We start from the raw sequence: 14,019 nt of genomic DNA, 5'->3' as shown, positions 1-14,019 counted from the left end.
ACCTGCGCTAATTGGTTGATACGAGAGAGGAGTTCCCCATGTTCAAACCGCTGATTCCGTTCGAACCCATATCCAGAGATACTTTGCCCACAGGGCCGCAATGGATTGCCCAGGTCAAGTGGGATGGAGTCCGCATGCTTGCCTATGAGGATGGGCATGAGCTGCGCCTGGTGAATCGCAGATTACATGATCGAACCGCACAGTATCCCGAACTGGTAACACCACGCAATCTGTGTTCAGGCTCCTCCTATATCTTGGATGGAGAAGTTATTGCGCTGGACCCGGATACCGGAAAACCTTCGTTTTATCACGTTCTTCGGCGGGATCGGATGAGCAGACCCGAAGGTATCGCCCAAGCCATACATCAGATTCCGGTCACATATATGGTATTTGATATCCTGTTCTATGAGGGGAAATGGGTGACGGATCAGCCTTTGGCAGATCGACAGCGCCTGTTGCACGAGGTCCTTAACAACGCTCCCCATGTTCAGGAGGTCACCAATACACTTGATGCCTCTTCCCTGCTTACGGTCATGAGACAACATCAGATGGAAGGCATTGTCTGCAAAGATCTCACCAGCAGTTATGGCATACAGGGCAAGGACCAGCGCTGGCAGAAGGTCAAAATCATGCATGATGTATATGCGATGATCGGGGGAGTCACGTACCGGAGCGGTATTGTGAATGCCGTCGCGGTCGGTGTATATGATGGGCCTGATTTTGTCTATATTGGTCATGTCGGGACTGGCAAATTGAACTCCAATACGTGGCGGGAACTCACACATCAAGTCGAGCCTCTGATCAGGCAGGACAGACCATTCCATAATGTACCCGAGCGCAGTGCAGAGACCACCTGGGTGGAACCGCGAATAGGAGTCAAAGTGCAATATATGGAGCTGACTCATCATCACACTCTACGCCATCCCAGTATTCAGACCTTCGCGGATGTAACCCGTGAGGATTGTCTGGCGAACCAGCTTCTTCAATGAGGAGGAGATCACACCACTCTTGTTTCAGCCTAGTGACTCAAAGACTCATTACACAGTAGGAGGTGTTCTGTATGGCCCCTAAGATCCAAGGAACCATCATAATAGAAGGCACTGAGCTGACGGTCACCAACCCGGACAAGCTCTTATGGCCGGAAGCAGGTGTTACCAAAGCCATCTATCTGCAAAAGCTGGCCGCTCTGGCTCCTTATCTGCTCACGTATACGAGCAATCGACTTCTCACGACGATAAGATATCCCCACGGCGCCGGAGGAACTTTTTTCTATCAAAAGAATGCCCCTGAGCCTGTACCAGATTATGTACGCACTGAAGTTCACGACGGCATCCGCTATGTGGTCATGAATGGACTTCCCGAATTGTTATGGCTTGGCAATCTGGCTGCACTTGAATTTCATCCTTCTCTGCATACTGTGGGAAGCCATCTGCCCAGTGAATGGATGATTGATCTGGACCCTTCTCAGGAACATGAACCGCGGATCATGCAAGCTGCACTCATCGTTGGCGAAACCCTGACTTCCCTTGGTCTGAGGTCCATTCCCAAAACTTCGGGCGCAACAGGAGTTCAGATCATCGTTCCCATTGTGCAAGGGGTAACCTTTGATGAATTGAGAGAGGTTGGTTATTTCGTCGGCAAATATGTCACTCAGAAGCACCCGGATCTGTTCACACTGGAACGACTTAAAAAGGACCGTGGAGACCGCATTTATTTTGACTATCTCCAGCATTATGGAGGCAAGACCCTTGCCGCTCCCTATACACCACGTGCCAAATCAGGTGCCACTGTCTCTACACCCCTTACCTGGGATGAGGTTAGAAGCAACGTCTCCATCCAGGATTATCATCTGATGAACATTATTGAACGTTTGAACCAAACCGGTGATTTAATCGCAGCTGTTGAACCCCAACCGGTAGAGCTCATTCTCAAACATTTGAAGAAAAAATAGCCGACTCCCTCATCACAAGGGTGTCGGCTATTATCATTCATGTATATATCAATCGCTAATGGATACCTTTTTTCTTGAAACGTCCGCCCTTCACGTCATGAATGTTACCGATAGCCACAAAGGCTTGCGGGTCCCAATCTTCAACGATGGTCTTCAGCTTCGCTTCTTCCAAACGGGTAATCACGACAAAAATGATCTTTTTCTCGTCGCCGCTGAATCCGCCCTCTCCATCCAGGAAAGTTACACCACGACCAAGACGGTCTGTCAGGGCTGAACCGATATCACGATATTTCTCACTAATGATCCATACCGATTTGGACTGGTCAAGTCCTTCATTCACAATATCAATCATCTTCATCGCAATATAATATGCAATCATGGAATACAGGGCATTCGGCCAGCCGAATACAAATCCTGCACCTGCAAAAATAAATACGTTAATGAACAATACGATCTGTCCTACAGACAAAGGTGACTTCTCACTAAGCAAGATCGCCACAATCTCCGTACCATCCAGTGAACCGCCAGACCGAATGACAAGTCCAACACCCACACCCAGGATCAATCCGCCAAATACAGCTCCGAGCAAAGGCTCCCCTGGTGTTAATGCAGGCACATGGTGCAATAATGATGTCCCGATGGACATGACCACGATCCCCAGCAGCGTGGATAACGCAAATGTTTTACCAATCTGCTTGTAACCAAGAATCAGGAAAGGCAAGTTGAGCAAGGTCAGGAACACTCCGAGTGGCAGATGTGTAAGTTCTGACACCATAATTGAAATCCCCGTAATCCCACCATCAATAACACCATTCGGTACGAGAAACACTTCAAGCGATACAGCCATTAGTGCAGCACCGATCAGAATCATCACAATACGTTGCAGCAACTTTAATGTAAACACCGAGCTTTTGACCCCGCGGTCAGCTTGCTTGGCTGTTAGTTCTTTCACCGTTACATTGGACATGGTATCCCCCCCGTTAAATCAGTGTGTGAATCCATTTTATAAATCATTTAAATACTCAGGGTGAATCTACATATGGAGAACAGCAAACTGCGTTCTATATGTACCCTGGCTATACAGCGCAAGCATCTAAAGGCGATATAAAATGGATTCAAAATGTTATTCATCCCGGTTTGCACTTTCAAAAGAGAGCAAAAGGGAGCCTGTTTTCCCGCAGACTCCCCTCCTTCGCCAAGACATGATTTATATATCTATTATATCATAAAAGATCAAATTTGCGCAAAATACTTAGCAAAAAGAAGATAAATTCACAAAAAGTGAACTTATCTTCAGAAATCTGCCCTAAATCGGCTAAAGAAGCGGAGAAAGCATCCGAGAAAGCATTTCTGCGCCTTTTTGCCGTCGTGAACGCTTCTGAAATACCTCCCCATCGATCTGACTGCATTCCCCGAGATCACGTTCAAAGTCAGTGATTAAACGACGAATCGGAGAGGACTCGAATAGGACAGCCGTTAACTCAAAATTGCAAAAAAAACTGCGCATATCCATATTGGCCGTGCCCACTGTTGCAAGCAACTCATCCACAATCATCACTTTGGCATGTACAAAACCTTTGCGATATTGGAAGAACTCAACACCTGCTCGCAGGAGTTCCTCTACATATGAAAGGGATGCCAGATGAACAAGCTTTGAATCGGATTGATACGGAATGATAATTTTCACATCAACGCCACTGACAGCAGCTGTTTTGAGTGCCTCATACAGGGCAGGATCAGGAATAAAATAAGGTGTGGTAATGTAAATCCGGTCACAGGCTACCGAAATCGCCCCAAAACACATTTCCTGAATGGCATCCCAGTCCTGATCCGGCCCACTGGCCAGAATCTGAATTCGCTCTTCCCCGCTACAGATATGAGGTGGAAACAATTCCGCAAGCTGGGGTTCGGTAATTCGCTCACCGGAAGCTAATTTCCAGTCGTTCAGGAACGTACTTTGCAGGAAGTACACGGCATCTCCCTCGATCTGCACATGTGTATCCCGCCAGAAACCCACCTCTGGATATTGTCCAAGGTAATCATCGCCTACATTAATGCCACCCACGAAGCCAACCTGTCCATCCACAACAACAATTTTACGGTGATTCCGGTAGTTGACTCTTCGGTCAATCGTTGCAATCAGTGGCGGTAGAAAATAATGAAATTCCACACCTGCATCCTGCAGTTTGCGAATAAAACTCCAGCTCATCTTGTGACTGCCGAGACCGTCACAAATAAACCGAACCTTTACGCCCTCCTGTGCCTTGCGAATCATGACATCCTGAAACTTCGTACTGATCACATCATCACGGAAAATGTAAAATTCCACATGCAGATGGTGCTTTGCTTTTTCCATTTCCCTCAGCATTGCGGCAAACGCCTCTTCACCATTTGTGAGTACCGTACTGTGGTTACAACCTGTAATCGGGCTCTCCGACAGATGGGATAATAGGTTAAACAATCGATGTTGGTGGCTGAAACGATCGCCAGGCATCTGTTCGACATCTCCAATGATGTGGGCTTGTTCCCAGATCGTTTCCTTCATTTCACGGAAGATGCGCGATCCACCCTTGCGGAGTTTTTTTCGTTTGTTATAATCCTGCGCCACGAAATAGTACACCACAAAACCGATCAAAGGCACGCAGAACAAAATAAACAGCCAAGCCACAGCTTTAGCCGGATTACGAAATTCCAGCAAAAGAATTGTGGCTGCCTGGAAAATAAATACGAGTAATATAATGACCAGCCAGAACATTCGGCTTCCTCCTCAAGTGGCAAGCTTCATGGCCTTGCCTTTCTCTCACCTACACATCTTTGACGATTATGTATACAGCTAATCATAGATACCCAATGTACCCCCTATTCGTAACGTTTGCTTAGATAAAACTTTACATAAGCAGACGGAATACTTGATTCTGGAAATTCAAATTTGTACTTCGTTCATTGTATATTCTGACTGTGTTACCTTCTACATATCAGTTTAATGATGGAGCAGATTCGCATTGTGACGCCAATCTGCTCATTTCACCTTCCAGACTCTTCCTCATTTCTTTGTCTGGAGGTGGTCTTCTTACGTAAAATTAGATATAATAATCGTTAAAAACTTATTACCTAAAGGAGAAGAGCAGTGAATGGAAAGTGAGAGGTATGCGTTAAATTTAGTATTGGTTGCTTTTTTGATAGGACTTTCGGCGTTTTTTGTCGCAGTGGAATTCGCTCTGGTACGGGTTCGTCCGAGCCGGATCGATCAAATGATTGCAGAAGGAAACAAGCGTGCGCTGGCTGTTAAACAAGCCGTTGCCAATCTGGACGGATATTTGTCTGCCTGCCAGCTTGGAATCACGATCACATCTCTGGGACTGGGCTGGCTGGGTGAACCAACGGTAGAGAAGATTCTCCACCCTGTGTTTGAAAGCTTGCAAATTCCTGAGGCGGTTTCTTCATTCTTATCATTTGTAATCGCGTTTGCTTCCATCACGTATCTGCATGTTGTGGTTGGTGAACTCGCTCCAAAAACGATTGCAATCCGGAAAGCCGAGACTGTTGCACTGCTGACGTCTACACCTATCATCTGGTTTAACCGAATTATGTATCCTTTTATCTGGCTGTTAAACGGCTCAGCGAACCAACTGGTGAAACTGTTCGGAATCAAACCTGCTTCTGAACATGAAGATGCACACTCCGAAGAAGAGTTGCAGATCATCATTAATGAAAGCTTTGAGAGTGGTAAAATCAACCAAGCTGAATTCGGTTATGTAAGCCGGATCTTTGCTTTTGATGAGATGTTAGCCAAAGAAATCATGGTACCCCGGACCGATATGGTCTGCCTTTATGTGAATAGAACAAACGAGGAAAACCTGGAGATCATTCGTGAAGAACAATATACACGTTTTCCAGTAGTGAATGAGAGTAAAGACGATATCATCGGTATCATTAATACGAAACAATTCTTCCTGGAACTTTACGGAAACGATGAACCTGTTGATCTATCCTCCCTGATTCAGCCTGTATCGGCTGTTCACGAAACAACTCCTGTGAAGGACTTGCTCAAGAAAATGCAGAAGGATGGCGTACATATCGCCGTACTTGTCGACGAATATGGAGGAACTTCCGGAATTGTAACCATCGAGGATGTGCTTGAGCAGATTGTTGGTGAGATTCGCGACGAGTTCGACGCAGACGAAGTGGAAGATATTCAAGTCATCAATGAGAACTATGTCATTATGGACGGCAAGGTTTCCTTATCGAAGGTGAACGACATGTTTATGTCCAGCCTGGATGCAGATGAGTGGGACACCATTGGTGGATGGCTCTACAGCCATCGTCCCGAGATGAACGAACAGGAAGAATATGAGTTCGAGAATCTAATCTTTGTTTTGCTGGAAAAAGACAAGAATCGGTTCTACAAAGTGGCCGTTGTTCCCAAGGAACCACTGACCATGTCTGACTACACCGAAGAAGACGAGAAAAGGCCTAATTTGGCTAAATAAAGCAAATTTGTAAAAAAAAGAGCACTTGCCTACATCGGTAAGTGCTCTTCTTACTTATATCTCGCCCCATCCGTCACTTCTCCATGTAATCATTCAACCAAGAATGGAACTCCTGTTTTTAGTTTGATTTTAATACCCACTTCACAATATCATCGATAATGGCTTTGGAGACATTAGATGGCTCAGCGTACTCTTGACCGATTGAAAGTCCATCATAGCTGGATAAAAGATGATTTACCTTTGGATAGCTATTGTACGTTACATTGGAATGACCCTGAAGAGACGATTTCCAGGTTTGGAATTGATTCATAGACACTTGCACATCGTTTTCGCCTTGTATAACAAGCATAGGTGTATTTTGTGTTTTAGCCAGTTCCGCAGGCACATAATCTCTCTGCTCAAACCACCAATAAGCAGGTTGAAGTGGAAACGCCTCAGGAAGATGATCTACAGAATATTTTGGATCTTTAACCATCGCAGCCACATTTTTATAAAAATCAGCTTGCCCTTGAATGACATCCGTGTCTAAACCAAGCTGCTTCATCCGCTCTACCAATTCGTCCTGCTGCTCGGTAAGCACATCCGCAAAGCTACTACTTGGTGCAGCAAGTAGAATACTTCCTGCAATATCATGTTGTTTATCCTCAGCAATGATTAACGGCATTGCAAACCCGCCTTGACTATGTCCAGCTACAAAAATCGCTGTAGAATCAATATGTGTATTCTTTTTAAGCAATTCCACTGCATCGTTTACCTGATCTACGCTCTCTTGTTTTAATGTGAATTTAGGCTGTGAAGCCACCTTATAGGTATGCTCATACGTGACCTTATCGTATCTTAATACAGCAACTCCTTGTGAAGCTAAACCTACCGCAAGATCGCGAAACGGCTTTGCACCACCAATGGCAGCATCTTGATTGCTAGGCCCAGATCCGTGTACCAGAATGACAACCGGGAAAGGTCCCTCTCCCTTGGGCAAAGTTAATGTCCCTGGCAAAGCTAAATCACCCTGACCAACCGTAATGTCTTGTTCTGTATAGGTAGAGGGGTCGTCGTAGCTTGGTTTTTGATACACATCTGGCGTAGCGGCGGCAATATGCAAATCATCCACAAGTCCGTTATGATTCATTCTGACCGTAATATTTAAACGAGTTAGCTCTGTTTTGAACGTATAGGTAACATTGCGATGCACTGTATTATTTTCTACATGCTTAGCTATGGCTTCACTTGTAATTTTGCCATTTTGTCCTTCTAAAGCTCCCCACAGCTGACTCAACAACGTGGGTGACAACACTCCACTAACAGAGGTATGAACATACTTGGCAGCCTCCTTGCCATCGCCCTCACTAATAAGGGAAATGAATATATCCTCAGGTGCTGCCTTCAGCGTCTCGGAAAGAAATGCCCCATCCATATAGGTAGTTCCTTTCGTTAACTGAACAGGATTGTCTAAGGATATGGCTTGCCCATTCACCATCGCCTGTTTCTCTCCTACCTTAACTACAATCGTAAGCTCACTTTTTCGTATTGTGATTTCTCCTGTCTTTTGTTGCCAAGATACCTCTGCCCCATTCTTTTCTGCAATCTCACGAATAGGAACAAGATTTTCACTACCAGCGGATTTTTCAGCAGCTTCTGAGATGGATGTTACCGGAAGGATGAGACCTACGAAAGTAAGAGAAAGTAATAGCTTTTTCCAATTGTTCATTGTAATAACTCCTCCTAATAATTAATTTCATCTATTATATGCATAGCATTATGAGCATTTATTGGCTCAGGACTATGCTTATAACAACAATAGCAATGATGAATAACAACAGGACCCAAGATAGTGGACGAGCGAAGTTAATTGTCCAGCCTATTCCATAACGCTTTTCTATGGTTAAAGAAGGATCATTGGCATTGAAGTAAATAAACCCAAACTTCCAATAATCATCGTCATTCACAGGTTGCTCCTTAGATCGTTCGTGATCCTCTTGTTGATTACGAATTTTCCCACCGCCTTGTCTGCCTGTGAGAGACAGCCATACAACACCTAACACGATCACCACAGGAGTGATGAAGCTAATAGCTGTTAACAAGACCAGATTAGGGACGAACATATTGATCTGAATGAAGGCAAATAAGATGGTAAGAAGTAAGCCTGTTACAAGCGTAAATAGGGACCATTTACGGCGGAATTGAATATTTTCAGTAGCAAATTGGCCCGGATTAGACGGAGTAAGTTGTTGTTTGCTTGATTTAATACTCCAGTTAACCAACATCATAAGTGCAATGATTCCTAGCTGTACAAGATTAATAGCCAGTACCGAGAGGTAAGTTTTAGGCACACTGGAAGTGACATGGCCTTGAAGATCATATTTTATTGGAATGACGTTAGGTAGTGCCTTATAATTCAGGATCGAAATGATCGCAATGGCAACAATAATAGCCATGTGAATGAGAAACCAATAGTTGGAATAGGTGAGTTTATTTTGGCGGAAGGTGGTATCGATTTTAACTCTTTGAGGTGCTTCTACAGTTGTAAGTGTTCCTTTTATCTTTTTCATCTTGAAATGAAATAAGATGTGTAGCGCCGTCCAGTACACAATAAATATCATTGTGCTAACACCGGTAATCATTGCGGTAGCATCTTCATTAGCAGATCGGAGAAAATACAGACAGACAAGTATAACCATCCCGTTTCCGATCAGACTTACTGTAGCAAACGTACTTCTTAGCTTACGTAAGATGGGTGTGTAGTAATTATATTGACTTACCGTAACCCCAAAGCTAATGGTTTCCCTTGTCAGATATGGTGTAAAAGATAGAAGTAAGGCTAATGGAGCAAAGATTAAAATGATAGGTAATATACTAAATAGCTGCATACATAACACACTCCCTTGATTCCATTATTCTTTGTTGTGACCTATCTTCACATCATCATACATTTGGTCTAACACTGCAGATAATTCTTCTTTAGTCATTCCACGACAGATCGCTTCCGCAATAATCGGTCTTAATTCTCTTTGCTGCTTTTTCAAAAAATCATCCGTTAAACCAGGCATTCCATCAGGGTTCACTACAACTCCCTTTTGTCTATGAACCAGAATGTATCCATCTTGCTTGAGTAGTGTATAAGCCTTGTTGACGGTGTGAAGGTTAACACCGATATCTGCGGCCAAATTCCGAACCGAAGGTAACGCCTCACCTAGCTGTAACTCACCACTAGCAATACCTTCAATAATTTGATAAACAAGTTGCGCATAGATGGGAAGTTCGGATTGCATATCCAGTTGAATAATCAAGGGTTCACCTTCTTTTGTTGTCTGTTATATATCAAGTATAACAGGTATAACATAAGTGAGCAATATGTATGAAAAAAAGCCGCATACCAATGGCGAAGGCAAACTTACCTGCCCCTTCACCATTGATATGCGGCTTATCCTGTTGAGCTTATCGATGTGATTCAAGAACAAACATTAGTAGTGGCACATGACAGCGTTGTATTTCAAATTCCATTTAAGTTTCAGTCTTATCTTCGACAATCCGATAATGGATTTTGCGAACTATAATTTTCAGAATCATATATAGGGGAATCACGATGATCATACCCAAGATATTTCCCAGGTCAGCACCCACGAGCAAAAGGATAACGGTAGTCAGTGGATGAATATCGAGCTGTTTGCCATAGACATACGGTGAGATCAGGTTATCCTGAATTTGCTGTGCGATTACAATGATGACCAGTGACCAGATCGCCATCGAAGGTGATTCGATAAACGCAACAATGACAACCGGAATAGCTGCCAGCAAAGCACCCACATAAGGGATGAAGTTCAGAATAATGGATACAACCGTCAAGAGAAGTGCATATGGCAACCCAAGAAAGAGAAAACCGATGTACATCAGAATCCCCAAGGCTACATTAACAATAACCCGGCCAACAATATAGTTACTTAGTGCTTCATCAATCTCATGGACGGTTTCTTCCCCATCCTTCCGATAATGTCTTGGCAACAATAAGGTCAGATTCGTTCCAAACTTGTTGCCTTCCTTGAGCATGTAATACAACATGATCGGGAACGTTGCCAGAATAATAACCAGATTGGATACCACGGAGAATAACCCGGAGACATAATTGGTTACCTGAGTGATCCCTTGACTCAGAACATCGGATAATCGTGAGAATAGATTGGAATCATCAGGCAGGTATCTGGATACAACATTGCTCTTTTCAAGTGCATTCAACTGATCGCTGAGTGAAGTAACCAACGCTGGAGCATTCTCTACGAAATTCATCAATTGTTCACGCAGGGAAGGCCATACAAGCACACTAAAACCTGCAAGTATTAGTGCAATTACGACATAAATAATCAGAACTGATAATGCACGTTTGATCTTATGTCTTTCCATATAATCGACAAGCGGGCGCAGCAGATAATAGAAGAAACCAGCAATCAGCAGCGGAATGATGATGATGTGAATCAGTGAGGTCAGGGGGCTGAAAATAAAGTTCACTTTTTCCCCCAGATACACGATGAGCAGCAGCAGAATAATCGCTGTACATATGCGGTAGAACTTGTTATTTATCAAGAAACGTGATCCCTCCATGCGCTGCTCTGCCAAAGTGACTGCGGCGTTCATATGTATATCTAGTCATTTACTTATGATACTAAGTACCCTTAAATGACAGTCATGCCACAGGCGATGCTGAATATACACTTATTTTCTTTCCAAAACAAACATTGGAGCAAAAAAAAGAAGCAGGCGTTAGCCTGCCACATCTCTTTTGCTGAATACAACCCAGGAAATCACCATGAAAATAACGTAATACACCGCCAGAACTGCAATGGAGAAACCCAGTGTCATTCCTGCACTTGGACCACCCATTAGCGCAAAATCTGCCCCGGAGGTCATGTATTTGCTAAGATCCATGTTGTTGAATAGAACATACTTGGCCCACTCATAACGGACCGGATTGAATATGAGTGAGAAGATACTCTGTGAGAACATAATGAACAGAGATAATCCAATCGCAAGTGCACCTGAACGAAATACGGAGGACACCATAAAGGCAATCGCAAGCGTAATGAACAGATCAACGTACAAATATCCCCATAACGTCAGAGCATTCGTAGCCGGACTACCGCTTCCTCCCGGAGCATCATGCGAGAAAAGGATATAAGACGTTAGCATGGCCATCGCGATGATCAGCAATGTACTGACAATACTGAAGCCAACGACGGTCAGATATTTGGAAGCAAGAACTTTGCTTCGTGACCATGGACGGATCAGCAACAGCTTAATGGTTCCCCAGGTAAATTCGCCCGCAACCGATTCCGCTGCAATCACGACACAAAAGATCGTGTTCAGGAAAAACGTAATCTGGATGGTCGTTACAGCCGCTTCCCAGTACAAAACTTCATTGGACCCCATGCCTTCTCGCAGTAACACTGGCATTAATAGCGAGATCAGCGCCAGAATCGATAACATGATCCAGGTACGGGGACGACGGAAAATTTTCATATTCTCGTTCAATATCAGATTACCAAAACTACCCAATGCCTCCACCCCCAGTGACTTGCAAGAATTGTTCTTCCAGGGTGTGAGTCACGTTACGAATACCGTATACCTGAAACCCTTCGCTAACCAGCTTGGCATTGATATCCGGAATCTGCTCACGAGACACCCGCATCATCAGGACATTGCCCTGTACGACAGCACCCTGAATCAGATCCGCAGCGCGGTCAGCATCATTCAGCTCAAAAGCAACTTCGATTAATGCATCCGAACCGGCTTGAGCCCGAAGGTTTCTTACATCAATCAACTTGCCGTTCTGGATGATGGCCACCGTATCACACATCAGCTCCATCTCCGACAATAAATGACTGGATACAAAGACCGTAATACCTTCCTCTTGGGTGAGCTGACGTAAATAATCTCTCAGTTCCCGTATACCCTGTGGGTCCAAACCATTGGTCGGCTCATCCAGTACAAGCAGCTTCGGTTTATGTAATATCGCTTGCGCGACCCCCAGACGCTGGCGCATGCCCAGTGAATAGGTTTTGACCTTATCGTGAATACGAGCTGTGAGCCCCACACGCTCAATTGTTTCCGCAATACGTTCCTTCGTAACTCCCGGCGACATGCGAGCAAAGTGAACGAGATTTTGGTACCCGGTCAGAAACTTGTACATTTCCGGATTTTCCACAATAGCTCCTACCTGGGCTACCGCCTTCTCAAATTCATTCTTTACACTGTGTCCCGAGATGAAAATGTCACCTTTACTGATGGACATCAGTCCAACCATCATTCGAATCGTCGTTGTTTTTCCCGCGCCATTAGGTCCTAAAAAACCAAAAACCTGCCCCGGAGAAATATCCAGAGTCAGGTCGCTGACCAATGATCGGGAGGATATGATCTTGCTGACGCCCTGAATCCGGACGACCGGCTCCTGCTGCATTCAATCCCCTCCTTCATGGACGAGCACATCATTCATGCCCGTTTCTCATATGCACATAGTGTATCATAATCTTTAGTATATTGTCCCGCAAACTGGGATTTCCCCTGACGTTTCGCTTCAACTACACACGCTTCACAGCATCCAAGCGGCATTTCACTCCGGTAGAATCCGGTGCGAAATACGTGATTGCCTCCATTGCCCTCTTCCTTCATTTCGACAGAGCTTCTAGTGACCGACACAATCATCCCACAACTGACACAGTAAAAGCGGCCCGTTTCGATCAATGATATTCCTTCCCCTCACAAGGAGCTTAGAAGTCCTTGTTATTTGTCGTTAGACGCTGAAAATTGATACATTTTGTATCTATCTCGTAATTTACTTGACACCGGGACTAATGTCAAGGCTTTAAAGCTATAAAAACAAGCAAAACACAAAAAAAGCTCCAAAAATGCGACAAAAGTCTCGCATTTTTGGAGCCTTATGTTAGGTAAATGATACAATTCGGTTCAATGTATGGGTTAATACTATTTCCTGATCAGTCACTATTGTCGACCTGCGAGGTATCCTCGTTTTTCTGATTTGGATAATACCAAAGTAAGGTCCACTCATCGCCATCCTCTACCAGATAACAGGTCTGCACAATATCGAATTGGCCAAAGGTACCTGAGTACTTCTGGGTGACCCGGATTCTGTAGGCTTCAGAAAATGGCTTAACGCCATCGATCACGGTTACATCGAACTCGCGCTCCGGCTTTTCCATCTCCAGCTCAAACGTTTCCACGCCAAAGTGCTGCATAAATATATGTGCTCTGTTCTGTACGTAAGCACTCTTTGGAAACCGCTCTTTCATCAGGGGATGAAAGAGTTCCCATGAACTGCCGAAGTCACCCGTCTGCTCATATTTGTAAAACTCTTCGGCAACAGCAGCAGCTTCATCCGATGTATCTGCCTGAAACAGATACGGAATGGTTCTGGCAATCAACCACAGCAATAATACAATGATCGCGATGAACCCGATCTTTTTGAGCAAAGCATTGCGGTTCCTTCTTCGCAGCATGTCCAGTCCTCCTTGTCCTACTCCATACTTATGATGGATGGCAGACAAGTAGAAGTTGAACGATACATCTAATTTC

At 44.4% G+C, this 14,019-nt stretch carries 13 protein-coding genes; 3 read left to right on the top strand and 10 right to left on the bottom strand.

Features of this window, described 5'->3' with window-relative positions; translation table 11 throughout:
* Positions 1–38: 38 nt before the first annotated feature.
* Positions 39–989 carry a DNA ligase gene (locus tag MHI52_RS06940; RefSeq protein ID WP_405158723.1) on the top strand — a complete coding sequence of 317 codons (951 nt, stop codon included), beginning with the start codon at positions 39–41 and terminating at the stop codon, positions 987–989.
* Positions 990–1,060: 71 nt separating this feature from the next.
* The gene (ligD, locus tag MHI52_RS06935; protein WP_076251456.1) at positions 1,061–1,951 is read left to right on the top strand and encodes a non-homologous end-joining DNA ligase; all 891 of its coding nucleotides are present in this window, start codon (positions 1,061–1,063) and stop codon (positions 1,949–1,951) included.
* A 55-nt stretch (positions 1,952–2,006) separates the two neighbouring features.
* Here ligD and MHI52_RS06930 read toward each other — a convergent pair whose 3' ends face one another.
* Positions 2,007–2,918, bottom strand: a complete 912-nt coding sequence (locus MHI52_RS06930) for a YitT family protein (protein WP_036668942.1) — start codon at positions 2,916–2,918, stop codon at positions 2,007–2,009.
* A gap of 348 nt (positions 2,919–3,266) precedes the next feature.
* Positions 3,267–4,706: a cardiolipin synthase gene (gene cls, locus MHI52_RS06925; protein WP_047841979.1), complete on the bottom strand. Its 1,440-nt coding sequence runs from the start codon at positions 4,704–4,706 to the stop codon at positions 3,267–3,269.
* 376 nt (positions 4,707–5,082) lie between these two features.
* Between cls and MHI52_RS06920 the strand changes: the two genes are divergently transcribed.
* Complete coding sequence (locus tag MHI52_RS06920; RefSeq protein WP_282319109.1) at positions 5,083–6,441, top strand: hemolysin family protein; 1,359 nt, start codon at positions 5,083–5,085, stop codon at positions 6,439–6,441.
* A 118-nt stretch (positions 6,442–6,559) separates the two neighbouring features.
* Here MHI52_RS06920 and MHI52_RS06915 read toward each other — a convergent pair whose 3' ends face one another.
* The 8 genes from MHI52_RS06915 to MHI52_RS06880 all read right to left on the bottom strand — a co-directional run bounded on the left by MHI52_RS06915 (position 6,560) and on the right by MHI52_RS06880 (position 13,943).
* Positions 6,560–8,149, bottom strand: a complete 1,590-nt coding sequence (locus MHI52_RS06915) for a stalk domain-containing protein (RefSeq protein WP_405158722.1) — start codon at positions 8,147–8,149, stop codon at positions 6,560–6,562.
* A 58-nt stretch (positions 8,150–8,207) separates the two neighbouring features.
* On the bottom strand, positions 8,208–9,308 hold the full coding sequence (locus tag MHI52_RS06910; RefSeq protein ID WP_405158721.1) for a DUF1648 domain-containing protein: 1,101 nt from the start codon (positions 9,306–9,308) through the stop codon (positions 8,208–8,210).
* Between the two features lie 24 nt (positions 9,309–9,332).
* Entirely contained in the window at positions 9,333–9,728 is a 396-nt protein-coding gene (locus tag MHI52_RS06905) for a GntR family transcriptional regulator (protein ID WP_405158720.1), read from the bottom strand.
* 214 nt (positions 9,729–9,942) lie between these two features.
* Entirely contained in the window at positions 9,943–11,016 is a 1,074-nt protein-coding gene (locus tag MHI52_RS06900) for an AI-2E family transporter (protein ID WP_405158719.1), read from the bottom strand.
* 177 nt (positions 11,017–11,193) lie between these two features.
* A complete protein-coding gene (locus tag MHI52_RS06895) occupies positions 11,194–11,985 on the bottom strand; it encodes an ABC transporter permease (protein WP_036611300.1) in 792 nt (263 codons plus the stop codon).
* Positions 11,978–12,886 carry an ABC transporter ATP-binding protein gene (locus MHI52_RS06890; protein WP_253506285.1) on the bottom strand — a complete coding sequence of 303 codons (909 nt, stop codon included), beginning with the start codon at positions 12,884–12,886 and terminating at the stop codon, positions 11,978–11,980. The genes MHI52_RS06895 and MHI52_RS06890 overlap by 8 nt, the downstream gene beginning before the upstream one ends.
* 32 nt (positions 12,887–12,918) lie before the next feature.
* Positions 12,919–13,170 carry a hypothetical protein gene (locus MHI52_RS06885; protein WP_127551208.1) on the bottom strand — a complete coding sequence of 84 codons (252 nt, stop codon included), beginning with the start codon at positions 13,168–13,170 and terminating at the stop codon, positions 12,919–12,921.
* Positions 13,171–13,421: 251 nt separating this feature from the next.
* On the bottom strand, positions 13,422–13,943 hold the full coding sequence (locus MHI52_RS06880) for a hypothetical protein (RefSeq protein ID WP_036611303.1): 522 nt from the start codon (positions 13,941–13,943) through the stop codon (positions 13,422–13,424).
* Between the last annotated feature and the right edge of the window lie 76 nt (positions 13,944–14,019).

This window comes from Paenibacillus sp. FSL H8-0283, assembly GCF_045040675.1.
Classification (GTDB): domain Bacteria; phylum Bacillota; class Bacilli; order Paenibacillales; family Paenibacillaceae; genus Paenibacillus; species Paenibacillus amylolyticus.
This window is presented reverse-complemented; position numbering and strand designations above follow the sequence as displayed.

Bases quoted from the DNA above. Each gene is read 5' to 3' on its own strand.
- MHI52_RS06940 (WP_405158723.1), top strand. From the start codon at position 39: ATGTTCAAACCGCTGATTCCGTTCGAACCCATATCCAGAGATACTTTG.
- ligD (WP_076251456.1), top strand. From the start codon at position 1,061: ATGGCCCCTAAGATCCAAGGAACCATCATAATAGAAGGCACTGAGCTG.
- MHI52_RS06930 (WP_036668942.1), bottom strand. From the start codon at position 2,918: ATGTCCAATGTAACGGTGAAAGAACTAACAGCCAAGCAAGCTGACCGC.
- cls (WP_047841979.1), bottom strand. From the start codon at position 4,706: ATGTTCTGGCTGGTCATTATATTACTCGTATTTATTTTCCAGGCAGCC.
- MHI52_RS06920 (WP_282319109.1), top strand. From the start codon at position 5,083: ATGGAAAGTGAGAGGTATGCGTTAAATTTAGTATTGGTTGCTTTTTTG.
- MHI52_RS06915 (WP_405158722.1), bottom strand. From the start codon at position 8,149: ATGAACAATTGGAAAAAGCTATTACTTTCTCTTACTTTCGTAGGTCTC.
- MHI52_RS06910 (WP_405158721.1), bottom strand. From the start codon at position 9,308: ATGCAGCTATTTAGTATATTACCTATCATTTTAATCTTTGCTCCATTA.
- MHI52_RS06890 (WP_253506285.1), bottom strand. From the start codon at position 12,886: ATGCAGCAGGAGCCGGTCGTCCGGATTCAGGGCGTCAGCAAGATCATA.
- MHI52_RS06880 (WP_036611303.1), bottom strand. From the start codon at position 13,943: ATGCTGCGAAGAAGGAACCGCAATGCTTTGCTCAAAAAGATCGGGTTC.